This window comes from Pectobacterium sp. PL64 (assembly GCF_022477975.1).
Lineage (GTDB): Bacteria > Pseudomonadota > Gammaproteobacteria > Enterobacterales > Enterobacteriaceae > Pectobacterium > Pectobacterium jejuense.
This window is the reverse complement of sequence record NZ_CP092070.1, coordinates 4,142,805-4,169,753: the sequence shown is the minus strand read 5'-3', so window position 1 is coordinate 4,169,753 and position 26,949 is coordinate 4,142,805. Positions and strand designations below refer to the sequence as shown.

Here is a 26,949-nt window from a genome sequence, read left to right as displayed (position 1 = left end):
ACAAGGTAATTGTTCTACAAGACGATTGTTTTACAACACGTTTGTAATCCGATTTGGGCAGTCTGCTAGTTTTACAATAATTGGTTTTATGTGTCTTCGATCTCCTGCCGTTGATTTATGCGGATATCGTTTATGCGGATGTTGTTTTGCGCGGATTTAATGCGCTTCAGGTGTGAAACCAGACAGGAATCCGGTGGTTGAAGGCTGTTATAGAGGCACGGATGATCCTGCCATACCATTCACGTTATAGTTCGAGATTTACCCCGAGTTAAAGAACCCACCACTATGAATCTTACCGAATTAAAGAATACGCCAGTTTCTGAGTTAATTACTCTTGGCGAAAATATGGGACTGGAAAACCAGGCCCGCATGCGCAAACAGGATATTATCTTCGCTATTCTGAAACAGCATGCCAAAAGCGGCGAGGATATTTTCGGCGATGGTGTGCTGGAGATATTGCAGGATGGCTTCGGCTTTCTCCGCTCCGCAGACAGCTCCTACCTCGCAGGCCCCGATGATATCTACGTTTCTCCCAGCCAAATCCGCCGTTTTAACCTCCGCACTGGTGACACCATTTCTGGCAAGATTCGTCCGCCGAAAGAAGGTGAACGCTACTTTGCGCTGCTGAAAGTTAACGAAGTCAACTACGACAAACCCTGAAAACGCCCGCAACAAGATCCTGTTCGAAAACTTAACGCCGCTGCACGCAAACTCTCGTCTGCGTATGGAACGGGGTAACGGTTCGACAGAAGATCTGACGGCGCGTGTGCTGGATCTGGCTTCGCCGATCGGCCGTGGTCAACGTGGTCTGATCGTTGCACCGCCAAAAGCGGGTAAAACCATGCTGCTGCAGAACATCGCACAGAGCATCGCTTACAACCATCCTGACTGCGTGCTGATGGTGCTACTGATTGACGAACGTCCGGAAGAAGTTACCGAGATGCAACGTCTGGTGAAAGGTGAAGTGGTAGCGTCAACGTTTGACGAACCGGCTTCCCGTCACGTTCAGGTTGCCGAAATGGTGATCGAAAAAGCGAAGCGTCTGGTTGAGCATAAGAAAGACGTTATCATCCTGCTGGACTCAATTACTCGTCTGGCACGTGCCTACAACACCGTGGTTCCGGCTTCGGGCAAAGTGTTGACCGGTGGTGTGGATGCCAACGCCCTGCATCGTCCGAAGCGTTTCTTCGGTGCGGCGCGTAACGTTGAGGAAGGCGGTAGCCTGACCATCATCGCCACTGCGCTGGTTGATACCGGTTCTAAGATGGACGAAGTGATTTACGAAGAATTTAAAGGTACAGGTAATATGGAACTGCACCTGGCGCGTAAAATCGCAGAAAAACGCGTGTTCCCGGCGATTGACTACAATCGTTCCGGTACGCGTAAAGAAGAACTGCTTACCACCTCTGAAGAATTGCAGAAGATGTGGATCCTACGCAAGATCATCCACCCAATGGGTGAGATCGACGCGATGGAATTCCTCATCAACAAGTTGGCGATGACGAAAACCAACGATGAATTCTTCGATATGATGAAACGTTCATAAATCCGGGCGTTCATCCATTACGGATAACTCGGGGAACGCCACGCTGGGTCGTGGCGTTTTTTTATCCCCTGATTGATCGGATGTGAAGGGGCTTTCTACTAAGAAGTCTCGGTTATCACTCAATTTGTACTGGCGATCAGCGTGGGCGATAGGATATAAGGCGTAAACCGAGTCTATACTGAACAGCTACAGCGCAGCTGTTAACGGTGAACTTACTCACTATGAGTACCGAACTACTATTTATTTTCTTGTTTTCTCTGGGCTTTCTTTTTTTTGCTCGCAGCATTGCGGGTAAAATAGGGCTTGTCGATCGTCCTAACTACCGTAAACGCCATCGGGGTCTTATACCTCTGGTTGGTGGTATCTCCGTGTATGCGGGTATCTGCTTTACCTACTTCATTACCGATCAATATATTCCCAATTTTCGTCTTTACCTGCTGTGCGCGGGTGTGCTGGTGTTTATCGGCATGCTGGACGATCGTTTTGATATCAGTGTGAAAATTCGTGCCGTTGTGCAGGCGTTTGTTGCCGTGGTGATGATGTCTTTCGCTGGCTTGACGATACACAACCTGGGATTCATTTTCGGTCCGTGGCAGATGGGGCTGGGGCCGTTTGGCTATCTGGTCACGCTGTTTGCGGTTTGGGCAGCGATTAACGCGTTCAATATGGTGGACGGGATCGATGGGTTGCTCGGCGGGTTGTCCAGCGTCTCATTTGGGGCGATGGGCATTTTGCTGTACCTGAGCGGCCACACGAATCTGGCATTGTGGTGTTTCGCCATGATTGCGGCGACGCTGCCTTATATTCTGCTTAACCTCGGCATGTTTGGGCCACGCTACAAGGTTTTCATGGGCGATGCGGGTAGCACGATGATTGGCTTCACAGCCATCTGGCTCCTGATTCAAACAACGCAAGGCCCGCAGCATCCGATTAATCCGGTTACGGCACTGTGGATCATCGCTATCCCGCTGATCGATATGATCGCCATTATGTATCGGCGCTTGCGTAAAGGGATGAGCCCGTTCTCGCCTGACCGACAGCATATCCATCATTTAATGATGCGTGCTGGCTTCTCTTCCCGTCAGGCGTTTGTGCTGATTACGCTTGCTGCCGCCTTGTTGGCCGCGGTCGGTGTGTTGGGAGAATATTTCTTTTTCATACCAGAATGGTTAATGTTGGCATTATTCTTGCTTGCATTTCTACTGTATGGCTACTGCCTGAAACGAGCATGGCGGGTCGCCCGTTTTATCAAACGAATCAAACGCCGTATGCGGCATTCTGATGAGCAAAAGCAGTCATCCTGACCAAATAATTTTGGGGAAGTAATGAAATCAGAGAACTTGTCTACCGGGAATGCGTTGATTGATAACGAATTAGATATCCGTGGGTTATTTCGCCTGCTGTGGCGTGGAAAGGTATGGCCGATAGCAATCGGCCTGCTTTTTGCCGTTGTGGCACTAGGCTATTCCTATCTTGTTAAACAGGAGTGGAGCGCGACAGCGATTACCGACAAGCCGACGGTCAATATGCTGGGTGGGTATTATTCGCAGCAGCAATTCCTGCGTAACCTCGACGCCCGCTCTTTTTCCGCGCCTCAGCCAGAACAACCGTCTATTTCGGCCGATGCTTATGACGAGTTCATCATGCAATTAGCGGCTTACGATACCCGCCGCGATTTCTGGTTGCAGACTGACTATTATAAGCAGCGTCTGGAAGGCGATGAAAAAGCCGATGCGGCTTTGCTAGATGAATTGGTTAACAACATTCAGTTTACGCCGCGCGACGACGGGAAAAAGACCAATGATTCCGTGAAGCTGGTGGCAGAAACCTCTAAAGATTCCAACACGTTGCTTCGTCAGTATGTGGCTTTTGCCAGCCAGCGTGCAGCAAGTCACCTGAATGAAGAGATTAAGGGTGCCTGGGCGGCCAGAACCATTTTCATGAAGTCGCAGATCAAGCGTCAGGAAGCGGTAGCAAAAGCGATTTACGATCGCGAAGTCCGCAGCGTTGAACTGGCGCTGAAAATCGCCCAGCAGCAAGGTATTAGCCGCAGTCAGACTGATACGCCCGCAGACGAAATCCCCGCATCGGAAATGTTCCTGCTTGGCAGGCCGATGCTTCAAGCCCGACTGGAAACATTGCAGACCAGCGGCCCGCACTATGAACTGGATTACGATCAAAATCGCGCGATGTTAGCGACGCTGAATGTTGGCCCAACGCTTGAGGCCAGTTTCCAGACGTATCGTTATTTACGTACCCCGGAAGAGCCGGTGAAGCGTGACAGCCCACGCCGGGCATTCCTGATGGTGATGTGGGGTGCGATTGGTGCGCTCGTCGGCGCGGGTGTTGCCTTGGCTCGCCGTCCGCGCTAACCAGCTTGCTGATTCGCGTCTGATGCTCAGCGAGCGTCTGCGTCTAACCTGATTAAAGAGATTCAATGTGAAAGTATTGACTGTTTTCGGCACCCGGCCGGAAGCCATAAAAATGGCACCGCTGGTTCATGCCCTGGCTCAGGATGGAGCCTTTGAATCGAGAATTTGCGTAACAGCCCAGCACCGGGAGATGCTGGATCAGGTGCTGCGTTTGTTCGATATTACGCCGGATTACGATCTGGATATTATGCGGCCGGGACAGGGACTCAGTGAGATATCCTGCCGGATTTTATCAGGACTTGAACCCGTTATGGCGGAGTTCAAACCGGATTTGGTGTTGGTACACGGCGATACCACCACGACGTTGGCAACCAGTCTGGCTGCTTTTTATCAGCGTATCCCCGTCGGCCATGTAGAAGCGGGATTGCGTACTGGTAATCTGTACTCGCCCTGGCCGGAAGAGGCTAACCGCAAACTGACCGGGCATTTGGCGATGTACCATTTCGCCCCGACGGAAAATTCTCGCCAAAATTTACTGCGTGAACACCTGTCTGACCGACATATTTTTGTGACGGGTAATACGGTGATTGATGCGCTGTTCTGGGTGCGCGATCGTATTCTCGGGGACGCCGTGCTACGTCGCAGCCTCGACGAGAAATATGCTTTTTTAGACGATAACAAGAAGCTGATTCTGGTTACCGGACACCGCCGTGAGAGTTTTGGCGGCGGTTTTGAGCGCATTTGCAGCGCGCTGGCGGATATCGCCCGTCGACACCCTGAAGTACAAATTGTGTATCCGGTTCACCTGAACCCTAATGTCAGCGAGCCCGTGAATCGTATCCTGAGCGGCATTGATAATGTGATGCTGATTGCGCCGCAGGACTATCTGCCTTTCGTGTATTTGATGAATCGTTCTTACATGATTTTGACCGACTCAGGCGGTATTCAGGAGGAAGCGCCGTCGTTAGGCAAGCCTGTATTGGTGATGCGTGATACGACAGAACGGCCGGAGGCGGTGGAAGCCGGTACGGTCAAACTGGTAGGAACAGAAGTAACCAGCCTTGTTGAGGCGGTATCTATGCTGTTGACGGATGAAGAGGCGTACCAGGCAATGAGCCGTGCCCACAACCCTTATGGTGATGGACAAGCCTGTCAACGCATCGTTGATGCTTTAAAAAATCGCCAGGAGCGATTTTAAACGCCGTCCCGCGGCGACCCGATTTACAGAATGCAAACGGTGATAATGGAATAGAAGAGTAAAGCGTTTGCGCCAGGGACAAAAACGTCAGGAACGTTTTTGAACGTCGCTAGCGACGGCCCTGAAAGGGTGAATCTCAGGATGAGATTCATATCTGCGCAAGCCGAGCGTACAGGGATGTATTCACAGCGTCTTTACGATCTATCCATTATCATCGCTCAATGCATCTCTCAGTATCCGAGAAATAATTATGGTGACACTATGAGCTTTACTACCATTTCCGTAATCGGTTTAGGCTACATCGGTTTACCCACTGCTGCGGCGTTTGCGTCGCGCCAGAAAAAAGTCATCGGTATCGATGTGAACAAACTGGCGGTCGAAACCATCAATCGCGGCGAAATCCATATCGTCGAGCCCGATCTGGATGCGTTGGTCAAAGTGGCAGTGGAAAATGGTTACCTCCAGGCGCTGACAAAGCCTGTGCCAGCCGACGCTTTCCTGATTGCCGTTCCTACCCCCTTCAAAGGCGATCACGAACCCGACCTGGCCTACGTTCAGGCGGCTGCGGCGTCTATCGCGCCTGTTCTGAAGAAAGGCGATCTGGTGATTCTGGAATCGACATCCCCCGTGGGTGCAACCGAGCAAATGGCCGAGTGGCTGGCCGATGCACGAGCGGATTTGACGTTTCCGCAGCAGGTTGGGGAAACGGCGGATATCAATATAGCCTATTGTCCTGAACGCGTGCTGCCAGGGCAGGTCGTGGTCGAACTGATTAAAAACGATCGCGTCATTGGCGGCATGACCCCGGTGTGCTCTGCACGCGCCAGTGAATTATACAAAATCTTCCTCGAAGGTGAGTGTGTGGTTACTAACTCCCGCACCGCCGAAATGTGCAAGCTGACTGAAAACAGCTTCCGCGACGTCAATATTGCTTTCGCCAATGAGCTCTCGCTGATTTGTGCCGAACAAAACATTAACGTATGGGAACTTATCCGATTGGCAAACCGCCATCCTCGCGTCAATATCCTGCAACCCGGCCCTGGCGTCGGTGGGCACTGTATTGCGGTCGACCCCTGGTTTATCGTGGCACAGAACCCGCAGCAGGCCCGGTTGATCCATACCGCCAGACTGGTGAACGATGGCAAACCGCTTTGGGTGGTGGATCGCGTAAAAGCGGCAGTGGCGGATTATCTGGCGCAAACGGATAAACGCGCCAGCGAAGTCACGGTGGCCTGCTTTGGGCTGGCGTTCAAGCCCGATATTGACGATTTGCGTGAAAGCCCAGCGGTAGGGATTACGTCCATGATCGCACAGTGGAATACCGGCGTGACGTTAGCCGTTGAACCGAATGTCAAACACCTGCCGTCCGTGTTGGCCGGACAGGTAAAACTGGTCGATACCAGCAGTGCATTAAAAGAGGCCGATGTGCTGGTAATGCTGGTCGACCACCGTCAGTTTAAAGCGATTAACCCAGAAGATGTGAAACAACAGTGGGTTATTGATACCAAAGGAGTATGGCGTTGAAACGTATTTTAATTACCGGTGGTGCAGGATTTATTGGTTCGGCGTTGGTCAGATATATTCTGACGGAAACGCAGGACAGCGTCGTCGTTGTCGATAAGCTGACCTATGCAGGGAACCTGTCTTCGCTCGCTCCCGTTGCTGATAGCTCACGCTTCGCGTTCGAGCAGGTTGATATCTGCGATCGTGCCGAGCTGGATCGTGTCTTTACGGCTTACCAGCCTGCGTTGGTGATGCATCTGGCGGCAGAAAGCCACGTCGATCGCTCTATCGATGGCCCAGCGGCATTTATCGAAACCAATATTGTCGGCACCTATACGATGCTGGAAGCGGCACGTCACTACTGGCAAAATCTGGCTGATGCGGACAAGCGTGCGTTCCGTTTTCACCATATCTCTACCGATGAAGTGTTTGGTGACCTGCACGGGACGGAGGATCTGTTTACAGAAACCACGCCTTATGCGCCAAGCAGCCCTTATTCCGCATCGAAAGCCTCCAGCGACCATCTTGTTCGCGCCTGGCTGCGCACCTACGGGTTCCCAACCGTTATCACCAACTGCTCGAACAACTACGGTCCTTACCATTTCCCAGAGAAGCTGATTCCGCTGGTGATCCTGAATGCGGTCGCGGGCAAACCGTTACCAGTTTACGGTGACGGCGCGCAAATCCGTGACTGGCTGTTTGTCGAAGACCACGCTCGCGCACTGTACAAAGTGGTGACGGAAGGCGAAATCGGCGAAACGTACAACATCGGTGGTCACAACGAGCGCAAAAACATTGAAGTCGTGCAGACCATTTGTGCGCTGCTGGAAGAGCTGGCGCCGAATAAGCCCGCTGGCGTAGCGCATTACCGCGATCTCATCACCTATGTGAAAGACCGCCCAGGCCACGATATGCGTTACGCGATCGATGCCGGGAAAATTGAACGTGAGCTGGGCTGGCGTCCAGAAGAAACGTTTGAGACGGGCATGAGAAAAACCGTCAGCTGGTATCTGAATAACGAAAAATGGTGGCGCAGCGTGCAGGATGGTTCTTATACCGGTGAACGTTTAGGGCTGAACGACTAAGCTCGTGCCAGACGTTGAAAAACTAGAAGTTGAAAAACCGAAAGTTGGAAAACCAGATGGTGGAAAAGAAAGGAGCGACACGATGACCCATCCGATATCAATTGGAAAGGGAGAGATTCGCGCCACGGTCGAACCGCTGGGCTGGGAGAGCGAATTCTTCCAGATTGACAGCGGTAAGCTGAATTTTTCGCCATCTGCGCCTGCGTTGACGCTCGATGCGCTGAACGCATTTACGCTGACACAGGCTAAAATTTCAGCGGACAATCTGGTGCTGGCAGATGCGCTTGCCGATCTTGGGTTTCGATTGGTGGAAGGCGAGGTCGATCTCAGTTTGCCGCTGCAACGGACTACGGTTGTTACGCCGCTACCGCGCTGGCGTGAAGCCACACCCGACGATATCCCTGCACTGAGGGACGCAGCGTCACGTGTTTTTGCGCTGAGCCGTTTTCGTTCTCCGTGGTATCAACCGGAGGATAGCGGACGTTTCTATGCGCAGTGGATTGAGAATGCCGTGCGCGGTACGTTCGACCACTGCTGTTTGCTGGTGGAAGATGCCGCTGGCAACCCACAGGGATGGGTCACGCTACGCAGAGTGAATGACGTGGATGCCCGTATCGGCCTACTGGGCGTGTGGCCGGGCGTTATGGTACGGGGCATAGGTTCACAGCTGATGGCGCTGGCGGAAGCGTGGTGCCGACAACAAGAGTTGATATGTCTTCGGGTCGCGACACAGGTTAGCAATGTGGCGGCGCTTCGTCTTTATCTTCGCCGTGGTGCCACGATTGAGAGCACGGCGTATTGGTTATACAGGTGATCACATGATTCCATTTAATGCGCCACCAGTTGTTGGTACAGAACTCGATTATATGCAGGCTGCCATGAGCAGCGGTAAATTGTGCGGTGATGGTGGGTTTACCCGTCGCTGTCAGCAGTGGCTGGAACATTATTCCGGTAGCAAAAAAGTCCTGCTCACGCCTTCCTGCACCGCGTCGCTTGAGATGGCCGCTATTCTGCTGGACGTTAAGCCTGGTGATGAAGTGATCATGCCGAGCTATACCTTCGTGTCTACCGCCAATGCCTTTGTACTGCGCGGTGCGAAGATCGTGTTTGTCGATATCCGCCCGGATACCATGAACATTGACGAAACGAAGATCGAAGCGGCCATTACGGAAAAGACGCGCATTATCGTGCCGGTTCACTACGCAGGTGTAGCCTGCGAGATGGACACGATTATGGCACTGGCGAAGAAATATGATTTATATGTCGTGGAAGATGCCGCGCAGGGCGTGATGTCGAGCTACAAAGGCCGTGTTCTGGGCTCTATCGGCCACATCGGCTGCTTCAGCTTTCACGAAACCAAGAACTACACCTCGGGCGGCGAAGGCGGAGCCACGCTGATTAATGACGCAAGGCTGGTGGAGCGTGCGGAAATCATTCGTGAAAAAGGCACCAACCGCAGCCAGTTCTTCCGTGGGCAGGTGGACAAATACACCTGGCGGGATATCGGTTCAAGCTACCTGATGGCGGATATTCAGGCTGCCTACCTCTGGGCACAGCTGGAATCGGCGCGGCCGATCAACGAGCGTCGCCTGAAACTGTGGCAGAACTACTACGCGGCATTCAAATCGCTGGCCGATGCCGGGCGAATTACCCTGCCGACCGTGCCTGCCAATGGGATTCACAACGCGCACATGTTTTATATCAAACTGCGCGATCAGGACGACCGCAGTGCGTTTATCAATTACATGAAAGAAGCCGAAATCATGACGGTCTTTCATTATATCCCGCTGCACAGTTGCCCGGCCGGTCTGAACTTCGGCTGTTTCTCCGGTGAAGACCGCTACACCACGCAGGAAAGCGAGCGGCTGGTGCGTTTACCGCTGTTCTACAACCTGTCAGACGTTAATCAGCGGACGGTGATCAATACCATTCTGAGCTTCTTCTCCTGATATGTCGTTGGCGAAAGCATCGATATGGACGGCAGGCTCCACGCTGATAAAAATCGGCGCGGGGCTGGTTGTCGTCAAACTGCTGGCGGTCGCTTTTGGCCCTAGCGGTGTGGGAATGGCAGGGAATTTCCGTCAGCTTATTACGGTTCTAGGCGTGTTAGCTGGTGCGGGGATCTTCAACGGCGTCACCAAATACGTGGCGGAATACCAGCAACAGCCGGAACAGCTCAGGCCGCTGCTCGGTACGTCAGTCACGCTGGTGCTGGGGTTCTCCACGCTGCTGGCGATTCTCTTTCTTTCCGCTGCAACGCCTATCGCCAATCTGCTGTTTGGGCATGATGACTATCGCGATGTGGTGCGTGCGCTGGCGTTTATCCAAATGGGTATCGCCTATGCCAACCTGTTTCTGGCGATTCTCAAGGGCTATCGGGATGCGATAGGCAACGCGCTGGCTGTGATCGGCGGCAGCTTGATCGGGCTAGCGGCCTTTTGGCTCTGCCTGCAACTGGGCGGTTATGTTGGCGCACTGGCAGGGCTGGCGCTGGTGCCCGCGCTGCTGGTGATTCCAGCAGGCATCATGCTATATCGGCGCACTCCGCTGTCGCTGACATCGCTGAAACCCGCGTGGGATCGCGCGATCGCTGGGCAGTTGGGCAAATTTACGCTGATGGCGTTGATGACCGCGGTGACGCTGCCCGTTGCGTACATCATGATGCGTAACCTGCTGGCGGCACATTATAGCTGGGATGAAGTGGGTATTTGGCAGGGCGTCAGCAGTATTTCCGATGCTTACCTGCAATTCATTACGGCCTCTTTTACCGTGTATTTGTTGCCAACACTCTCGCGTCTGACGGATAAAGCCGCATTGTCGCAGGAGATTGTCCGCTCGCTGAAGTTTGTGCTGCCCGTTGTGGCAGGCGTCAGCTTTTGCGTGTGGCTGCTGCGAGATTTTGCCATCTGGCTGCTGTTCTCCAGCGAGTTCACGGCAATGCGAGATCTCTTCGTTTGGCAATTGGTAGGCGATGTAATGAAAGTGGGCGCTTACGTCTTTGGCTATCTGGTCATTGCGAAAGCGGCGTTGCGCTTTTATCTGCTCACGGAAGTGAGCCAGTTTCTCCTGCTGACCGGGTTTTCCCACTGGCTGATTCCGCTTTATGGCGCACAAGGTGCGGCGCAGGCCTATATGGCAACCTACCTGGTCTATTTTTTGCTTTGTTGTTGCGTATTCATTATTTACCGTAGGCGAGCATGACGACACTGATTCATGTATTGGGATCTGACATCCCGCATCATAACCAGACCGTTTTACGTTTTTTTAACGACGTACTGGCGACGGAACTCCCCGAACAGCAGATTCGGCATTTTATCGTGGCTTCTCGCGACGGCATTTCATCGGCTGATTTTCCCGCGCTGCGTATCGAAACCTGCGTGGATAAGAAAACGCTGGCTGAGGCAGTCATTGCCAGAGCCAAAGCGAACCGCAAGATGCGCTTTTTCCTGCATGGGCAGTTTAATCCCACGCTGTGGCTGGCGTTGCTGAGCGGAAAAATCAAATCCGAGCAAGTTTACTGGCACGTCTGGGGCGCGGATTTGTATGAAGAGGCGAGCAGCCTGAAATATCGCCTGTTTTATCTGCTGCGGCGTATGGCGCAAAAGCGTGTCGGACACGTGTTTGCTACGCGTGGCGATCTGGCGTGGTATCAGCAGCGTTCACCTCGCGTGCCGACGTCATTGCTGTACTTCCCAACGCGAATGAATCCGGCGCTAACGGACATGCTGGTGGATAAACCGCTGGCAGGGCCGATGACGATTCTGGTCGGCAATTCTGGCGATCGCACAAATCGCCATCAGGAAGCGCTGCGGGCGATTCACAAGCAGTTCGGAAAAAATGTGCGGGTGATTGTGCCAATGGGCTACCCCGCGAATAACGACTCCTACATCGCGCAGGTGGAAAAGGACGGTTTGGCGCTGTTTGGCGTGAAAAATTTCCAATTGCTAAAAGACCAACTGGCATTTGATGATTATCTCAACATGCTGCGCACCTGCGATTTGGGCTATTTTATTTTCGATCGCCAGCAGGGAATCGGGACGTTATGTCTGCTGATTCAGTTTGGCGTGCCGTTCGTGATCAGCCGACAAAACCCGTTCTGGCAGGATCTGACGGAACAAGGGCTGCCCGTGCTGTTTTACGGTGACGAGCTGGATGAAGCGCTGGTGCGTGAAGCGCAGCGCCAACTGGCATCAGTCGATAAGCACCAGATTGCGTTCTTTAATCCCAATTATCTGCAAGGCTGGCGCGATGCGCTGGCGTTGGCGACGGGAGAACCAACATGACGCTGGGGCAATTTGGTGGGCTGTTTGTCGTCTACCTGATTTCAGTCATCTTTATCCTGAGCCTGACCTGGATGGAGTTTCGGCGGGTGCGTTTTAATTTTAACGTGCTGTTTTCCCTGCTCTATTTACTGACGTTCTATTTTGGTTTTCCGTTTACCTGTGTGCTGGTATTCCGGTTTGGCGTCGAAGTGGTTCCCGTACAGTTTCTGCTTCAGGCGATGCTGTCTGCGACGGCGTTCTATGCGATCTATTACGTCAGCTATAAGACGCGGTTACGCCAGAAAACCTCCGCGCCACGTGCGCCACTCCTGACGGTGAACCGGGTTGAAGCCAATCTGACCTGGCTGCTGCTGGCGTTGATTGCGGTCGCCACCGTCGGTATTTTCTTCCTCAACAATGGTTTCTTGTTGTTTAAGCTGCGTTCTTACAGCCAGATATTCTCCAGCGATGTATCCGGTGTGGCGTTGAAACGCTTTTTCTACTTCTTCATTCCGGCGATGCTGGTGGTGTATTTCCTGCGCCAGACGCAGCGTGCGTGGATAATGTTTCTCATCGGAACGGTCGCGTTTGGGATGCTGACGTATGTGATTGTTGGCGGAACGCGCGCGAATGTGATTATCGCCTTCGCCCTATTTCTGTTTATTGGCATTGTGCGTGGCTGGATTACGCTCTGGATGCTGGTTGCGGCTGGCGCGTTCGGGATTGTCGGGATGTTCTGGCTGGCGCTGAAACGCTATGGGCTGGACGTCAGCGGTGATTACGCCTTTTATACCTTCCTCTATTTAACCCGTGACACCTTCTCGCCTTGGGAAAATCTGGCACTGCTGTGGCAGAACTACGACAAGATTGATTTTCAGGGACTGGCGCCGATTGCCCGTGATTTCTACGTCTTTATTCCCTCCTGGCTATGGCCGGACCGTCCGAATCTGGTGTTAAACAGTGCGAACTATTTCACCTGGGAAGTATTGAATAACCGCTCTGGGCTGGCGATCTCCCCCACGCTGTTGGGCTCGCTGGTGGTGATGGGCGGGGTGCTGTTTATCCCGCTCGGCGCGATTGCGGTAGGGCTGGTTATCAAGTGGTTCGACTGGGTGTACGAGTTAGGTAAGAACGACAGCAATCGCTATAAGGCCGCTATTTTACAGGCGTTCTGCTTCGGGGCGGTGTTCAATATTATTGTGCTGACGCGTGAAGGCGTCGATTCTTTTGTTTCACGTGTGGTGTTTTTCTGTCTGGTATTTGGTCTGTGTCTGCTGGTTGCCAAGCTGCTCTATTGGCTGCTGGAAAGCGCCGGACTCATCCGGCAGCGTCTGATGCGTATGCGAGCCACGCCGATCGCGCCGACATCCAACACCGTGGATCCTGTAATAAAGGAGCAGGTATGACAGCGTTAAAAACCACAGAGACTATTCCTCTGTATACCATTCGTGGTTTGCCCATTCACGGCTTTCGCAATATGGCGCAGTTTGTTGATTACCTGTTTGCAGGCGAGCGGGTTGAAACGGGCACGCTCGTCGCGATTAATGCCGAGAAAGTGCTAACGGCGGAAAAAGACGTGGCGCTGCGCACGTTGCTCGATCGCGCAGAGTACAAGTATGCGGACGGCATCAGTATCGTGCGCTCCATTCGTCGCAAGTACCCGCAGGCTGACGTCACCCGAATTGCAGGCGCAGACCTGTGGGAAGCGCTAATGGAGCGAGCGGGCAAAGAAGGAACGCCGGTTTTTCTGGTGGGCGGCAAACCTGATGTGTTGGCACAAACGGAAGCGAAGCTGCGTGCGCAGTGGAACGTGAATATTGTCGGCAGTCAGGATGGCTATTTTGCGCCAGAGCAGCGCGATGCCCTATTCGAACGTATCCGCGCTAGCGGTGCACAGATTGTTACCGTCGCGATGGGGTCGCCACGACAGGAAATACTGATGCGCGACTGTCGTCACCACTATCCCGATGCGCTGTATATGGGCGTGGGGGGAACCTATGATGTCTTTACCGGACATGTGAAGCGCGCCCCGCTCGTGTGGCAAAACTTAGGGCTGGAATGGCTGTATCGTTTGCTGTCCCAGCCGAGCCGTATTTTTCGGCAGTTTAAGCTGTTGAAATATGTCGCCTATCACTATAGCGGTCGTCTGTAGTTTTATTGCATTGGCGCGTTAAACGCGCCAACCTTTCCCCGCAGTATATAAATCCGATTTCTTATTCCTATTCGATTTTAATTGTCTGTTTGCCAGCCAATCAGAAATACAGAATTCTATCTTTGGCGTATTCGTCATCCCTGATGTGTTATTCAAACCCACATTACGGTATTTTCATGCCGCTAATTTGGGGCAGGGGTACGTTCTTTCTCATCGGTAGTCGGCAGTATTTCTGAAATAAGAACAATAATCGGCAGCAGCCGGGATAAACACAACATAAAGACAGAGGATATATGGCAGAAGATGTAAAGCAGGAAAAACTCCATCGAGGGCTAGAAGCCCGGCATATTGAGCTGATTGCGCTGGGTGGCACGATCGGCGTCGGGCTGTTTATGGGCGCGGCTAGTGCGCTGAAGTGGGCGGGGCCGTCAGTATTGCTGGCTTATATTGTCGCTGGGATCTTCGTTTTTTTCATCATGCGCTCAATGGGCGAAATGCTGTTTCTGGAGCCGGTTGCGGGATCGTTTGCCGTCTACGCGCATAAATACATGAGTCCCTTTTTCGGGTATCTCACCGCATGGGGCTACTGGTTTATGTGGATGGCGGTCGGGATTTCGGAAATTACCGCCATTGGTGTGTATGTCCAGTATTGGTTCCCCGATTTGCCGCAATGGTTACCGGCTATTGCCGCGGTTGCGCTGGTTGCGGGGGCAAACCTTGCGGCAGTGAGGCTGTATGGCGAAATCGAATTCTGGTTCGCGATGATAAAAATCACCACTATCGTCGTGATGATTGTCGTCGGTGTCGGCATTATCTTCTTCGGCTTTGGTAACCACGGTCAGGCGACCGGATTCAGCAACCTGACCGAACACGGCGGTTTCCTCGCGGGAGGCTGGAAAGGTCTGCTGTTCGCACTCTGTCTGGTCGTGGCGTCTTATCAGGGCGTGGAACTGGTCGGCATTACGGCGGGCGAGGCGAAAAATCCGCAGGTGACGCTGAAGCGCGCGATCAACAACATTCTGTGGCGCATCCTGATTTTCTATGTGGGCGCGATCTTCGTTATCGTCACGATTTTCCCCTGGAATGAAATCGGCACGTCCGGTAGTCCGTTTGTGATGACATTTGCGAAAATTGGTATCACCGCGGCGGCAGGAATCATCAACTTTGTGGTGCTGACGGCTGCGTTGTCTGGCTGCAACAGCGGCATGTATAGCTGTGGACGTATGCTGTATTCGCTGGCCAACAACCGTCAGCTCCCTGCCTGGTTAGGTAAAGTGACAGCCAGCGGCGTACCCGCTGCAGGCGTCATGATTTCTATTCTTTGCCTGATGGCTGGGTCGGTGTTGAATTACATCATCCCTAACCCAGAAAAAGTGTTTGTGTATGTCTATAGCGCCAGCGTGCTGCCGGGTATGGTGCCGTGGTTTGTGGTGTTGATTAGCCAACTGCGTTTTCGTGAACAGCATCGCGCAGCGCTGGCCACACACCCGTTTAAATCGATATTGTTCCCGTGGGTAAACTACCTGACGATGGCATTTTTGCTGTGTGTGCTGGTGGGCATGTACATCAATATCGATACGCGGATGTCTTTACTGGTCGGTATCGCCTTTTTAGCCGTGGTCAGCCTGTGTTATTTCGCGCTGGGACTGGGCAAAAAAACGTCGCTGACAGGGAGTAAGTCGTAGTATTTGGGGGCGGGAAGGGCGGAACTGTGTGTTATTTAGCTTGGAATGAGCAAATCCTAATCAAACGCATCATTTCGATAAAAAAGCACTAGACAGCCAGTCGCTAAGCCCGTAATATCCCGCCCCGCAACGGCGCTAAGCGCCCGTAGCTCAGCTGGATAGAGCGCTGCCCTCCGGAGGCAGAGGTCTCAGGTTCGAATCCTGTCGGGCGCACCATTATATTTTTATGAAGTATGTTGTGTGCAAGAGCTGCGGTGGTACACTTTTTTTCGTAAAGAAAGTATCCCGTAAAAAGGAAGTACCGCGTAATAAGTAGTTGATGTAAAGTGTGGTGATGGTGGCTATAGCTCAGTTGGTAGAGCCCTGGATTGTGATTCCAGTTGTCGTGGGTTCGAGTCCCATTAGCCACCCCAGATTTTGCAGCTAGAGTAGTTGATTGACGGTTTGTGAGTTATGCGAAGGTGGCGGAATTGGTAGACGCGCTAGCTTCAGGTGTTAGTGTTCTTACGGACGTGAGGGTTCAAGTCCCTCTCTTCGCACCACACAAACGAGAACATCAGTGATGTTCAAAAAAGCAGTACATTCGGCGAGTAGCGCAGCTTGGTAGCGCAACTGGTTTGGGACCAGTGGGTCGGAGGTTCGAATCCTCTCTCGCCGACCAATTACAAAAAAAAGCACATCGAAAGATGTGCTTTTTTTTCGCCTGTACTTTGTCTTCCCTTGTGAAAGCCTTGTCGGATTCATCAACCCGACAAGACGTTGTTGTTCCCTGCGGTATCGTGCGTTACGGCGCGTAATGCACTGGCGCTAGCGCGCTGCTATCGATACTTTTTCGCATTGATTTCAGTGCGGTATCAAAAGGGCACAGCGTGCCTTTTTCTGTCTGCTGGCAGCCCTGAGAAGTCAATTCCTCTTTCAGTAACGGCTGCCGATCGTCAAGCGGCGTCAGTGAACGAATCTGATCCAGCGACTGCGTCTGGAAATAGATACGCAAGAAACGCTGCTGAGTGGTGGTATCTCGCCAGCGTTCGAATACCAGACTACCTGCGGGCGGAATGTTATCGGCGGTATCGCCGGGTAGCTGCCAATGAAACTGCAATAGCGTGCGCAGATAGGCGATGTTGGTGTCGTGAGCGACATACAGCAAGTAAGGGGTGGCTGGTGGCTCGCCTTGTGACGTGTCCTGCTCTTCTGAAGTCCCCTGTGCCAGAGCCTGTGCGATTTGCTGCATGAATAGCGAACCGCCGCGCTGTGCAATATAAGGAACATCATTGGTGAAGTCGTATTTAGCGATCATCGGCGCCATCAACGGGGTGAGATCTTGTGTGTTGCTGACGTGACCAAAAACGACCTGTGTCTGCGGCAGATTCTCGCTGTATTCCAGCAGGAAAACCTCACTCATATTCGCCAACGTATTCAGGCCGCTGATAGAAATTGAACCGTCTTTATCCTGTTTTATCGCCCACGGCTTATCGAATACCGGACACGGTTTATCCGCTTCGCATACGACCTGCTTCAACAGCTCGATACTGGGCTTAAGACGCTCATAGGCGATATTCAAATCACCTCCTATGGCTTCCAGCACCGCAGCCTTTGCCCGTTCGGGGTCAAGCGTGCCAATGCCCATTTTATCCCCGTGGAACAGCGGATCCTGCTTTTCATCCTCAACGGCATGTGTTGCAACGCCGCAGCCCGGAAACATGCCATCCATATAGGCTTGTGCCGTTGCGCGGGTGCGTTGTAGCGGACTCGCGAGCACATAAATCTGCTGTTCCGTCGGGCAGCCTGACGCGAACAGATGCTGTTGACGGTAATAGTCACCCTCGTAGCGGCCTTTTAATACGGTGGCGGCATAGCCATGTCCGGTTAATTCACCTTCCCGCGTGACCCACTGAGGCCATTGCCGCGCCGTGCCGGACTCCAACGCCGTCGTGTTGGATTCTGTTGGAGGACGTACGCCATGACGGCTGACTTCAACGACCTTTTCCAACTGGTAGCGATCCTGCGCCTGAGCCTGAGTAGAGAATGCGGAAATAATGATCATGGTAATCAATAAGCTACGGGGAGTACGTAATGTCGTGTGGGAAAGCATGATAATCCTTTGGCTGCGCTCATACGGATAAGGAGTTTCATTGTAGGAAGAGGAAAGTGACAAATGGGTTTTTCAGCAGAAGGGAGAGTGTTAGCGAACATTTCTACATGCATAGTTTGCAATCAAACTTTTTGATCTAAGATAGATCCCAAAGGTATAAAGCGCATAATTTCCGCATGTTATATTTTTAAAAATTAAAAAGACGACATAAATCCCGCCTGATAAATCCAACACTAACGAGTTAACTATGGCATCACATCTTATTGATTTTCTTCTTATAGGGAATAATTTTGGCACGCCTGAAATGCGCGGCGTCTGGTCCGAGCATAACCGCCTGACTAAACAGGTCGAAGTCGAAGTTGCCCTGGCGCTTGCCGAGGGTGAACTGGGTGTCATTCCGCTGGATGCGGCAAAAACCATTGCAGAAAACGCTGACGCAAGTGCGCTTAACGTTGAAGAGATTGCAAAAGATGCTGCGCGCATGAAGCACTCTCTGATGCCGACGATTGCCGCGATTCAGAAACAGTGTGGTGCCGCAGGTGAATTTATTCACTATGGTGTGACCACGCAGGACATCGTTGATACCGCGACAGTGTTACAGCTGAAACAATCTTTTGATATTGTCGTTAGAGATACACAACTGCTGGCCGTTGAGTTGAAACGTCTGGCAAAGAAACACCAGCATACGCTGATGGCCGGTCGTACCCACGGTATGCAGGCGTTGCCCACCACGTTTGGCTTCAAATTAGCCGTCTGGTTGGATGAATTTATCCGTCACCTCGAACGCCTGAGTGAAATCAAAGAACGTGTGTTGGTTGGCAACATCAACGGTGCTATCTGCACCTATGCCTCTTTTGGCGAGAAAGGGCCGGAAATCGAGCGTCTGACGCTGGATAAACTGGGGCTGAATACGCCGAATATCGGCTGGCAGTCTGCCCGCGATCGCTTCTCCGAATATGCTTCTGCTACGGTTCTGATCAGCGGTACGCTGGGCAAAATCGGTAATGAGCTGTACAACCTGATGCGCACCGAGATTAACGAAATCGAAGAGCCGTTCTCCGAAGGGAAAATCGGTTCTACCACGATGCCGCATAAACGCAATCCAGCTGCGCTGGAAGGGCTGGCGAGCCTGACGGCTCCGCTGTTTAAGAGCGCTGCACTGATTCATGAATCGATGAAAGTTGAGCATGAGCGTGATGCGATGAGCTGGCGTGCGGAGTGGATTGCACTGCCGGAGATCAATATCTATCTGTCCGCTCAGCTTCAGAATGCGCTTGGCATCCTGCGTGGCATGTCCGTCAACGAGAAGCAGATGCTGGCGAACCTCGATCTGCAAAATGGCCTGCTGCTGTCTGAGAAAGTGATGTTCGAGATTGGCAAACGTCTCGGCAAGCAGACTGCTCACCATCTGGTTTACGAGTGCTCGATGCAGGCATTTGAGCAGAATCAGTCCTTTAAATCGGTACTGCTGGCCCATCCGGTGCTTTCTGAACAGGTGACCGCCGCCGATCTGGACGAGTGGCTGAATCCGGCTAACTACGTTGGCAGTGCGCCGCAGAAGGTTGATGACGTGATTCGCTATGCGGATAACTCCGGCCTGCTGCCAGCATAAGGTGACATCATGAGTATCGTATTTCGTCAGGCTACGCTTGCGGACGATGAAACCTATCTGGCACTGGCGCTGGCGGCATTTGAGCCAATTCGCCAACTGGGTATCAACTTTTCCGCCGCCCATGCGGATATCGACATGGTGCGTACGCATATTGCCTCACACGGCGTTTATGTGATGGAAAAAGACGGTGAGATGGTGTCGTCATTTACCATCCGCTATCCGTGGGGGCCGGAGCCGGGCCCGTTCGGTCTACCGCATCTGGGCTGGTTTGCGACGCACCCTGGCTATAAAAAACAGGGGCTGGGTAAGCAAATGATGAGCTGGCTGGAGGAAGAAATTCTGATTAACCAGCTCAAAGCGCCTGCCGTGTCGCTTGGTACCGCGCAAAACCACCCGTGGCTGATTGAGATGTACAGAAATTATGGTTTCAAGGAAGTCGGGCAGACGAATCTGGGAAAAGGACACCTGACAATCTGGATGGAAAAAATCCTTGATAACCAATTGTATGACCAGTGGAAAGATAAAAAATTAAAAAGAGAGGCAGTAAAATGATGAAAAAAGTAACGTTGTCTGTTCTGGCGCTGACGACCGCCTTTCTTGTTGCTGGCTGCGATTCTGGGAAGAGCGGCTCTGAGCAGGAAAAAGTATTGAAAGTGGGTTCAACAGGCCAAAGTTATCCAAGTGGCTTCAAGCAGGATAACAAGCTGGTCGGGTTTGACGTTGAAGTCACGGAAGCCATCGCGAAAGATCTGAACTACAAAGTTGAGTGGGTCACCGCCGATTTCAGCGGCCTGATGGGTCAACTGGAAGCGAGAAAACTGGATACCGTGGCGAACGTGGTAGCGATTACTCCAGCGCGTCAGGAAAAATACAACTTCGCTCAACCGTACAGCTTCTACGGCAGCCAGATTGTGACGCACAAAGACAACGCGGACATTAATACACTGGCTGACCTGAAAGGGAAGACGGTTGCCGGGGTTCTGGGTTCTAATCACGTTAACAACCTGAAAAAAGCGTTTGCTGACGGCAGCGTGAATATTCGTACCTATGAAACACGCGATGGCGCGATGAACGATGCGCTGTCTAAACGTGTTGAAGGCTACGTGAATTCACGTCCGATTCTGTTGGCAGAAATCAATAAGCGTAACCTGCCGTTCAAACTGGTCGGCGAGCCGCTGGTGATTGAAGAAGTAAGCTTCCCGTTCCATAAGGACGAGAAAGGTGATGCATTGCGTAAACAGTTCGATGCGGAATTGACGAAAATGCGTGCAGATGGACGCCTGAAAGCGTTCTCCGAAAAATATTTTGGTGAAGACATCACGGTATCACCGGCTAAATAACCTCACGCCGTCATTCTGGCGAGCCGTTATGTAGCCAGATGATTTGTTATGTAGCCAGATGGTTCGTTATATAGCAAATAGTCATAACCCTGTTCCACCGGCGCAATATGGCCGGTGGATGCATTAATGGTATTACTCATGAATATCGATCTTGCCTACCTGTTAAAGGTCTTTCCCCAGGTATTAATGTATTTGCCAACCACGCTGTTCCTCGCCGTGGTTTCGATGTTTTTTGCTATGGTTCTCGGCCTTCTCCTGGCGTTAGTGCGTGAAAGCAAGATCGTCGTGGTAGTAAAAATCGTCGAACTGTATATCTCGCTGTTCCGCGGTATTCCGTCGCTGGTTCAGCTGTTTATCATCTACTTCGGTCTGCCGCAGCTATTCCCTGGCTTATCCAATCTGGATGCGATGACGGCCGCGATTATTGGCTTTAGCCTGAAAACCTCCGCCTATATGGCTGAGATTTTCCGTGCGGGCTTGTCCTCGGTGGATTTCGGCCAGACGGAAGCGGGCTTATCCATCGGCATGAGTAAAGCGCAGGTTTATCGCCGCATCGTGTTGCCTCAGGCCATGCTGAATGCGCTGCCCGCGACGGGGAACACCTTCATTTCCCTGATTAAAGATACCTCGGTGGCGTTTGCGCTGGGCGTCTCCGAACTGTTCGCGGAAGGCAAGATGATTGCCGCTGAATCTCTGCGTTTCTTTGAGACCTTCCTGGTTGTGGGTCTGATTTACTGGATGGTGATTGTTGTTTACGCCTGGCTGCAAAAACAGCTGGAGAAGAAACTGAATCACTCGCTACAGCGATAAGGGGCTGACATGATCAGTGTAAAGAATCTTTCTAAACGCTTTGGCGATCAGGTGGTGTTGGACAACATTAGTCTGGATATCGCGAAAGGCGAAGTCGTGGCGATTATCGGTCCATCCGGTTCGGGTAAATCCACGCTGTTGCGCTGCCTGAACCTGCTGGAAACGCCAGAGTCGGGCACGATCGAAATTGGTGAACAAACGCTGGATACGCGTCGTTACTCCACTAAAGAAGCCTATGCGCTACGCCGTCAGACGGCGATGGTATTCCAGAGTTACAACCTGTTTAAGAACAAGACGGCGCTCGAGAACGTGACGGAAGCACTGATTGTCGTGAAAAAAATGCCGAAGCAGCAGGCGAATGAAATCGGCCTGGCTTTGCTGGAGCAGGTCGGCCTGCTGCCGCAGGCGGCACAGTATCCGGTGACGCTATCCGGCGGACAGCAGCAGCGCGTGAGTATTGCGCGTGCGCTAGCGGTGGATCCGAAGGCGATTTTGTTTGATGAACCGACCTCGGCGCTTGACCCAGAAAGGGTCCACGAAGTGCTTCAGGTAATTCAGAAGCTGGCGAAAAATGACACCACGATGGTGATCGTCACCCATGAAATGCAGTTTGCGAAAGAAGTGGCAGACCGGGTGATCTTCATGGCAGACGGTCATATCGTTGAGGAAGGTCCGGCGGAGCAGGTGATTAGCTTCTCGGATAACCCGCAAACCCAGCGTTTCCTGCGTCAGTTGACCAAGCTGCCTGAGCCGCTTGAGTACGATATTTAACGCATACGTAGACACACCTGCACGCCTGAACAAGGCAGCCCTGTCAGGCAGGGCACGATAATGTGGAGCAAGTATTCATGAGAACAGCACCTCAGCACGAGCCTCTGGCTCAGTTTATTCAGGCGTTTCGCCACGATTTACACCGCAATCCTGAACTGTCGAATCAGGAGTTCGAAACCACGAAGAAAATTCGTGCGGTATTGGAAAAAGAGGGGATTCGTATCCTCGACCTGCCGCTGAAAACTGGTCTGGTTGCAGAAGTCGGCAGCTTACAGGATGGCCCACTGGTCGTGGTACGTTCTGATATCGATGCCCTGCCGATTGAAGAAGAGTCTGGCGTAGAATTTACCTCGCTCAACAAAGGCGTGATGCACGCCTGCGGTCATGATTTTCACTCTTCCGCTGCGCTTGGCGCGGCGATTCTGCTGAAGAAAATCGAGCCGGAGTTGAAAGGCACCGTGCGAATTTTGTTCCAGGCCGCTGAAGAGACCGGGCTAGGCGCGCCGGAAGTCATCGCTGTTGGTGCGTTGGACAATGCGGTAGCGATTTTCGGCATTCACAACGATCCGACGCTGCCCGTTGGCGTCATCGGTGGGAAAGATGGTGCATTGACGGCGGGCGTTGACCGCTTTGAGATCAAGATCGCAGCGAAAGGCTGTCATGCCGCGAAGCCGCATGAAGGTAACGATCCGATTATCATTCTGGGTCAGCTGATTTCTGCGGTACAGACCATTATCAGTCGCACGGTATCGTCCGACAATAACGCGGTGGTGTCGATTACGCAGGTTCATAGCGGCAGCACCTGGAACGTTATTCCGGACACTGCCTATGTAGAAGGCACGGTCAGAACGTTCAATCAGGACGCGCGTGATTTGATTGAACAGCGTTTTCGTCAGATCGTGGCGGGTATCGCCAGCACCTTTGGCGCAGAAATTGAGTTCCTGTGGCATGCAGGGCCGCCGTCGGTGATCAACACGCCAGAGTGGGTTGAGTTTGCGCTGAATGTGGCGAGTGACGAAGGGTTTGAAGCGCGCCGCGTGGAAGCCAGCCCTATTGGTGAAGATTTCGCGTTCTATCAGCAGAAACTGCCGGGTACGTTCATGATGGTCGGCTCCGGCGGACCGTATGCGCTGCACCACCCGAAATTCCGCGTCGATGACAGCGCGCTGTTCCCGACCGCGCACTATCTGTATCAGGTGGCGAAGCAGAGCTTAGAGCAGCTGTCCTCCCGCTAATCTCCTCTCATTAAATTAACTCTGTCCGCGTCGGGAAACCGACGTGGACATTTTTTTGCCTATTAATGGCTCAGGATCTGATCCAGAAACTGGCGCGTGCGGGGGTGTGATGGCGTGTTGAAGAAGTCCTGCGGCGGGGCGGATTCAACGATGCTGCCGTCTGCCATCAGAATCACCTTGTCTGCGACCGTTTTAGCAAAACCCATCTCATGGGTGACGACGATCATCGTCATGCCGGATTCCGCCAAATCGAGCATCACATCCAGCACCTCTTTAATCATCTCCGGGTCCAGCGCAGAGGTGGGCTCATCAAACAGCATGATTTCCGGCTGCATACACAGCGCCCGGGCAATGGCCACACGCTGCTGCTGGCCGCCGGAGAGCTGTAGCGGGAATTTATGCGCCTGATTGGCAATATGCACCTTTTCCAGATAGTGCATCGCTAAATCAATGGCTTCCTGCTTCTTACGCTGTTTGACCAATGTCGGGCCAATCGTCAGATTATCCAGCACGCTCAGGTGGGGAAACAGGTTGAACTGCTGGAACAGCATACCGATGCCTGAGCGCACGCGGTTGATGTTCTTGATGTTGTCATTGACCTCAATGCCATTCACGCGGATGTGCCCGTCGTGGTGCTCTTCCAGTCGGTTAATGCAGCGGATAAGCGTAGATTTGCCGGAGCCGGAAGGGCCACAAATCACTACACGCTCGCCTTTCTCCACGTTCAGCGTCACGTTATTCAGCGCCTGAAACGCACCGTACCATTTGCTGACGGCGTCGATCTCAATAATAACGTCGTTGTTTGTCACTATGCTGTTTATAACTGTATTGCCTGTAACTAACGTGTCTGCGGCTAAGTTCATGATAACAAAGCTCCTGTCGGTGTTTTCATCAACGGCTATCGCTTAACCGCGATACGTTTCTGGGTTACGGCTGGCATCGATGCGTTTTTCCACCCACAGCGCGTAGCGTGAGAGCAAAAAGCCAAACAGCAGATAGATAGCCGAGATGAAAAGGTACGTTTCAATGTAATAGCGCCGCCATAGCGGGTCTTGCATCACTGAACTGGTGGCGGTGAGAATGTCGAACAGCCCGATAATGATGACGAACGAGGTATTCTTCATGGCGGCGATAATATGGTTGGTCATGGCAGGCAGGCAGATACGCAGCGCCTGCGGCAGGACGATTTTGGTGGTCGTGTGCCAATAACCGAGATTGAGCGCCATCGCCGCTTCGTATTGCCCGCGTGGTACAGACTGTAAACCGCCGCGAATCACCTCAGCCTGATAACAGGCGAAAAACAGCGCGATACCAATGATGATGCGCAGCAGTTTGTTGATTTCCATCCCGGCGGGCAGGAACAGCGGGAATACGTTAACGGCGACGAACAGGATCGTGATAAGCGGTACGCCGCGCAAACCTTCGATAAAAATAACCGACAGGCCGCGTAGAAAAGGCAGCGGTGAGCGCCGCCCCAGCGCCAGCAGAACTGAAACCGGCATACCGATGACGACGGTTCCGCTAAACAGCAGAATCGTCAGCGGCAGTCCGCCCCATTCGCTGGAAGGTACGTAAGGTAGGCCAAACACGCCGCCGGACATCAGGATGGCGATGCCGACTACCGCGACGATCCACAGCGGTAAAAGGATGCGCGAGTGCCAGAAGCGCGGCATCAGCGACAGGCCAAGAGCCAGAAACCAGATTCCCATCGCCAGCACCAGACGCCAGTGTTCATCGTAAGGATAAAGGCCAAACAGAATAGGGCGATGTTTTTCCACGATCACCGCCCAGCAGGCGCCAGCGGCCGCACGGCAGATGTCCGGGTCAGCGGCGTACCACACGGCATCGAGAATACCCCAGTGCAGCAAATTATTGCCGACGTTCCACATCAGGACTGCCAGTAATAGCGTGAGCACCGTTTGCGGTACGCTGCTAAACAGGTGGCGACGCAGCCACAGCAGCGGCGTACGCAGTCGGCTGGGAACGGCGGAGAGTGACAGGGCCGGAAATAACATACGGTGCTCCTCAGCGCTCTTTGATGGCGACGATGCGGTTAAACAGGTTCATCAACAGCGATGTCACGATGCTGACCGTCAGGTAAACCACCATCATGATGGCAATCACTTCGAGCGCCTGACCGGTCTGATTCATCAGCGTATTGCTGATGTTCGCCAGTTCCGGATAACCGACCACGACCGCGATCGAGCTGTTTTTTGACAGGCTGACATATTGGCTGGTCAGCGGTGGAACGATGACGCGCATGGCCTGTGGGATAATGATGTGGCGCATCATGTGCCACGGCGAAAAAGACAGCGCACGTGCCGCTTCCAACTGGCCTTTAGGGATAGACTGAATCCCCGCCCGCACGATTTCTGCGATAAACGCGGAGGAATAGAGCGCAATGCCGAGCAGCAGCGCTGTAAATTCAGGGCTGACGGTAAAGCCGCCGCGAAAGTTAAAACCGCGCAAGATCGGGCGATCGAGCTCTGCTGGTGCGCCGGAAAGCCACCATACCAGCAGCGGTAGCCCGATAAGGGCTGCCAGCGTCAAACGGCCTGTCGGCAGAGAACGTCCTCGACTTTCCCGAACATAGCGCGCTACACGGGTCAGAATTAGGCTAATCAGTACGGCGGCGAGCAGGGCGATTCCCGTCCACAGCCAGCCGTGGTGTGCGGCGGGAATGGCAAAAGACAGCCCGCGATTGGTCAGGAATCCCAGATTACCTAGCTCAATAGCATCCCGTGGTGAGGGTAAGTTGCGGATCACCACTGACCAGAAAATCACCTGCAAGATCACCGGAATATTGCGCATTAGCTCGATGTATCCTCCGGCGAGCCGCGCCAGCAACCAGTTGCGAGATACACGGGCGATGCCGACGGAGAAACCCAGCAGCGTGGCGAGCACGATGCCGCACAGCGTGATGTACAGGGTATTCAGTAACCCGACGCTCAGCGCGCGCAGGTAACTGTCGCGTGGGGTAAAGGCGATGAGCTTTTCACCGATCTCAAACTGCGCGGTGTGGTCAAGAAAGCCAAATCCAGTTGCGATATTTTGCGAGCGCAGGTTTTCGACCACGTTGGCATACAGCCAGTAGCTGAAAGCGATAATCAGGAGGCCGAGCAGGCACTGATAAATCCAGGCGCGCAGCGACTTGCTGTCAAACGCATTCAACAGGCGGCGTGCATGAGATGGCGTTCCCAGCCACGATGGTGCAGAGGCTGACGGCAGCGTTGGGTGTGGTGATTTCATTACCGGCGGTCTTTTCTTCTGATCATTACCGATTGCA

Annotated in this window: 22 protein-coding genes, 4 tRNA genes and 1 pseudogene; 23 read left to right on the top strand and 4 right to left on the bottom strand. The window is 52.9% G+C overall.

Annotated elements, in window-relative coordinates; all coding sequences use genetic code 11:
- Positions 1–285 precede the first annotated feature (285 nt).
- The 17 genes and pseudogenes from rho (at position 286) to HP572_RS18680 (ending at position 16,464) form a co-directional block, all read left to right on the top strand.
- Positions 286–1,546, top strand: a pseudogene (gene rho, locus HP572_RS18760) (transcription termination factor Rho).
- 206 nt (positions 1,547–1,752) lie between these two features.
- Complete coding sequence (wecA, locus tag HP572_RS18755; protein ID WP_240584010.1) at positions 1,753–2,850, top strand: UDP-N-acetylglucosamine--undecaprenyl-phosphate N-acetylglucosaminephosphotransferase; 1,098 nt, start codon at positions 1,753–1,755, stop codon at positions 2,848–2,850.
- Between the two features lie 21 nt (positions 2,851–2,871).
- Positions 2,872–3,918: an ECA polysaccharide chain length modulation protein gene (wzzE, locus tag HP572_RS18750; RefSeq protein WP_039286255.1), complete on the top strand. Its 1,047-nt coding sequence runs from the start codon at positions 2,872–2,874 to the stop codon at positions 3,916–3,918.
- A 67-nt stretch (positions 3,919–3,985) separates the two neighbouring features.
- On the top strand, positions 3,986–5,116 hold the full coding sequence (wecB, locus tag HP572_RS18745; protein WP_240584009.1) for a non-hydrolyzing UDP-N-acetylglucosamine 2-epimerase: 1,131 nt from the start codon (positions 3,986–3,988) through the stop codon (positions 5,114–5,116).
- A 261-nt stretch (positions 5,117–5,377) separates the two neighbouring features.
- Entirely contained in the window at positions 5,378–6,640 is a 1,263-nt protein-coding gene (wecC, locus tag HP572_RS18740; protein ID WP_039486689.1) for a UDP-N-acetyl-D-mannosamine dehydrogenase, read from the top strand.
- Entirely contained in the window at positions 6,631–7,704 is a 1,074-nt protein-coding gene (gene rffG, locus HP572_RS18735) for a dTDP-glucose 4,6-dehydratase (protein ID WP_240584008.1), read from the top strand. The genes wecC and rffG overlap by 10 nt, the downstream gene beginning before the upstream one ends.
- An 82-nt stretch (positions 7,705–7,786) precedes the next feature.
- Complete coding sequence (wecD, locus tag HP572_RS18730) at positions 7,787–8,518, top strand: dTDP-4-amino-4,6-dideoxy-D-galactose acyltransferase (RefSeq protein ID WP_240584007.1); 732 nt, start codon at positions 7,787–7,789, stop codon at positions 8,516–8,518.
- Positions 8,519–8,522: 4 nt separating this feature from the next.
- Positions 8,523–9,653: a dTDP-4-amino-4,6-dideoxygalactose transaminase gene (rffA, locus tag HP572_RS18725; protein ID WP_240584006.1), complete on the top strand. Its 1,131-nt coding sequence runs from the start codon at positions 8,523–8,525 to the stop codon at positions 9,651–9,653.
- Position 9,654: 1 nt separating this feature from the next.
- Positions 9,655–10,905, top strand: a complete 1,251-nt coding sequence (gene wzxE / locus HP572_RS18720) for a lipid III flippase WzxE (RefSeq protein WP_240584005.1) — start codon at positions 9,655–9,657, stop codon at positions 10,903–10,905.
- Positions 10,902–11,987, top strand: coding sequence for a TDP-N-acetylfucosamine:lipid II N-acetylfucosaminyltransferase (locus HP572_RS18715; RefSeq protein ID WP_240584004.1), 1,086 nt, complete (start codon positions 10,902–10,904; stop codon positions 11,985–11,987). The genes wzxE and HP572_RS18715 overlap by 4 nt, the downstream gene beginning before the upstream one ends.
- Positions 11,984–13,372 (top strand): ECA oligosaccharide polymerase, encoded by a 1,389-nt coding sequence (gene wzyE / locus HP572_RS18710; RefSeq protein WP_240584003.1) that lies wholly within the window; start codon positions 11,984–11,986, stop codon positions 13,370–13,372. Before HP572_RS18715 ends, wzyE begins: the two co-directional genes overlap by 4 nt.
- Positions 13,369–14,118, top strand: coding sequence for a lipopolysaccharide N-acetylmannosaminouronosyltransferase (gene wecG, locus HP572_RS18705; RefSeq protein WP_205552239.1), 750 nt, complete (start codon positions 13,369–13,371; stop codon positions 14,116–14,118). The genes wzyE and wecG overlap by 4 nt, the downstream gene beginning before the upstream one ends.
- Positions 14,119–14,411: 293 nt before the next feature.
- Positions 14,412–15,803, top strand: coding sequence for an amino acid permease (locus tag HP572_RS18700; RefSeq protein ID WP_039320262.1), 1,392 nt, complete (start codon positions 14,412–14,414; stop codon positions 15,801–15,803).
- 139 nt (positions 15,804–15,942) lie between these two features.
- A tRNA-Arg gene (locus tag HP572_RS18695) sits at positions 15,943–16,019 on the top strand.
- A 121-nt stretch (positions 16,020–16,140) separates the two neighbouring features.
- Positions 16,141–16,216: transfer RNA gene (locus HP572_RS18690), tRNA-His, on the top strand.
- Positions 16,217–16,258: 42 nt separating this feature from the next.
- Positions 16,259–16,345 (top strand) — tRNA-Leu (locus tag HP572_RS18685).
- A gap of 42 nt (positions 16,346–16,387) precedes the next feature.
- A tRNA-Pro gene (locus HP572_RS18680) sits at positions 16,388–16,464 on the top strand.
- Between the two features lie 123 nt (positions 16,465–16,587).
- Here HP572_RS18680 and HP572_RS18675 read toward each other — a convergent pair.
- A complete protein-coding gene (locus HP572_RS18675; RefSeq protein WP_240584002.1) occupies positions 16,588–17,895 on the bottom strand; it encodes a histidine-type phosphatase in 1,308 nt (435 codons plus the stop codon).
- Positions 17,896–18,142: 247 nt separating this feature from the next.
- Between HP572_RS18675 and purB the strand changes: the two genes are divergently transcribed.
- From purB to HP572_RS18645, 6 genes are all read left to right on the top strand, one after another.
- Positions 18,143–19,507, top strand: a complete 1,365-nt coding sequence (gene purB, locus HP572_RS18670) for an adenylosuccinate lyase (protein ID WP_240584001.1) — start codon at positions 18,143–18,145, stop codon at positions 19,505–19,507.
- Positions 19,508–19,516: 9 nt separating this feature from the next.
- On the top strand, positions 19,517–20,059 hold the full coding sequence (locus tag HP572_RS18665; RefSeq protein ID WP_240584000.1) for a GNAT family N-acetyltransferase: 543 nt from the start codon (positions 19,517–19,519) through the stop codon (positions 20,057–20,059).
- Complete coding sequence (locus tag HP572_RS18660) at positions 20,056–20,847, top strand: amino acid ABC transporter substrate-binding protein (protein WP_039486699.1); 792 nt, start codon at positions 20,056–20,058, stop codon at positions 20,845–20,847. Before HP572_RS18665 ends, HP572_RS18660 begins: the two co-directional genes overlap by 4 nt.
- 138 nt (positions 20,848–20,985) lie before the next feature.
- The gene (locus tag HP572_RS18655; protein ID WP_205552236.1) at positions 20,986–21,657 is read left to right on the top strand and encodes an amino acid ABC transporter permease; all 672 of its coding nucleotides are present in this window, start codon (positions 20,986–20,988) and stop codon (positions 21,655–21,657) included.
- Positions 21,658–21,666: 9 nt separating this feature from the next.
- Positions 21,667–22,428 carry an amino acid ABC transporter ATP-binding protein gene (locus HP572_RS18650; protein ID WP_240583999.1) on the top strand — a complete coding sequence of 254 codons (762 nt, stop codon included), beginning with the start codon at positions 21,667–21,669 and terminating at the stop codon, positions 22,426–22,428.
- Positions 22,429–22,505: 77 nt separating this feature from the next.
- On the top strand, positions 22,506–23,663 hold the full coding sequence (locus HP572_RS18645) for a M20 peptidase aminoacylase family protein (RefSeq protein ID WP_240583998.1): 1,158 nt from the start codon (positions 22,506–22,508) through the stop codon (positions 23,661–23,663).
- 62 nt (positions 23,664–23,725) lie between these two features.
- Here HP572_RS18645 and HP572_RS18640 read toward each other — a convergent pair whose 3' ends face one another.
- Genes HP572_RS18640 through HP572_RS18630 form a run of 3 tightly spaced genes read right to left on the bottom strand, consistent with a single transcriptional unit; the run spans position 23,726 to position 26,912 of the window.
- On the bottom strand, positions 23,726–24,526 hold the full coding sequence (locus HP572_RS18640) for an amino acid ABC transporter ATP-binding protein (RefSeq protein WP_240346493.1): 801 nt from the start codon (positions 24,524–24,526) through the stop codon (positions 23,726–23,728).
- A 42-nt stretch (positions 24,527–24,568) separates the two neighbouring features.
- Positions 24,569–25,678 carry an amino acid ABC transporter permease gene (locus tag HP572_RS18635; protein ID WP_240583997.1) on the bottom strand — a complete coding sequence of 370 codons (1,110 nt, stop codon included), beginning with the start codon at positions 25,676–25,678 and terminating at the stop codon, positions 24,569–24,571.
- A 10-nt stretch (positions 25,679–25,688) separates the two neighbouring features.
- Positions 25,689–26,912: an amino acid ABC transporter permease gene (locus HP572_RS18630; RefSeq protein WP_240583996.1), complete on the bottom strand. Its 1,224-nt coding sequence runs from the start codon at positions 26,910–26,912 to the stop codon at positions 25,689–25,691.
- Between the last annotated feature and the right edge of the window lie 37 nt (positions 26,913–26,949).

Bases quoted from the DNA above. Each gene is read 5' to 3' on its own strand.
- rffG (WP_240584008.1), top strand. From the start codon at position 6,631: ATGGCGTTGAAACGTATTTTAATTACCGGTGGTGCAGGATTTATTGGT.
- HP572_RS18660 (WP_039486699.1), top strand. From the start codon at position 20,056: ATGATGAAAAAAGTAACGTTGTCTGTTCTGGCGCTGACGACCGCCTTT.
- wecC (WP_039486689.1), top strand. From the start codon at position 5,378: ATGAGCTTTACTACCATTTCCGTAATCGGTTTAGGCTACATCGGTTTA.
- HP572_RS18655 (WP_205552236.1), top strand. From the start codon at position 20,986: ATGAATATCGATCTTGCCTACCTGTTAAAGGTCTTTCCCCAGGTATTA.
- HP572_RS18640 (WP_240346493.1), bottom strand. From the start codon at position 24,526: ATGAACTTAGCCGCAGACACGTTAGTTACAGGCAATACAGTTATAAAC.
- rffA (WP_240584006.1), top strand. From the start codon at position 8,523: ATGATTCCATTTAATGCGCCACCAGTTGTTGGTACAGAACTCGATTAT.
- wecG (WP_205552239.1), top strand. From the start codon at position 13,369: ATGACAGCGTTAAAAACCACAGAGACTATTCCTCTGTATACCATTCGT.
- HP572_RS18630 (WP_240583996.1), bottom strand. From the start codon at position 26,912: ATGAAATCACCACACCCAACGCTGCCGTCAGCCTCTGCACCATCGTGG.
- wecD (WP_240584007.1), top strand. From the start codon at position 7,787: ATGACCCATCCGATATCAATTGGAAAGGGAGAGATTCGCGCCACGGTC.
- HP572_RS18650 (WP_240583999.1), top strand. From the start codon at position 21,667: ATGATCAGTGTAAAGAATCTTTCTAAACGCTTTGGCGATCAGGTGGTG.
- wzyE (WP_240584003.1), top strand. From the start codon at position 11,984: ATGACGCTGGGGCAATTTGGTGGGCTGTTTGTCGTCTACCTGATTTCA.
- HP572_RS18700 (WP_039320262.1), top strand. From the start codon at position 14,412: ATGGCAGAAGATGTAAAGCAGGAAAAACTCCATCGAGGGCTAGAAGCC.
- HP572_RS18645 (WP_240583998.1), top strand. From the start codon at position 22,506: ATGAGAACAGCACCTCAGCACGAGCCTCTGGCTCAGTTTATTCAGGCG.
- HP572_RS18715 (WP_240584004.1), top strand. From the start codon at position 10,902: ATGACGACACTGATTCATGTATTGGGATCTGACATCCCGCATCATAAC.
- HP572_RS18665 (WP_240584000.1), top strand. From the start codon at position 19,517: ATGAGTATCGTATTTCGTCAGGCTACGCTTGCGGACGATGAAACCTAT.
- wzxE (WP_240584005.1), top strand. From the start codon at position 9,655: ATGTCGTTGGCGAAAGCATCGATATGGACGGCAGGCTCCACGCTGATA.
- purB (WP_240584001.1), top strand. From the start codon at position 18,143: ATGGCATCACATCTTATTGATTTTCTTCTTATAGGGAATAATTTTGGC.
- HP572_RS18635 (WP_240583997.1), bottom strand. From the start codon at position 25,678: ATGTTATTTCCGGCCCTGTCACTCTCCGCCGTTCCCAGCCGACTGCGT.
- HP572_RS18675 (WP_240584002.1), bottom strand. From the start codon at position 17,895: ATGCTTTCCCACACGACATTACGTACTCCCCGTAGCTTATTGATTACC.
- wzzE (WP_039286255.1), top strand. From the start codon at position 2,872: ATGAAATCAGAGAACTTGTCTACCGGGAATGCGTTGATTGATAACGAA.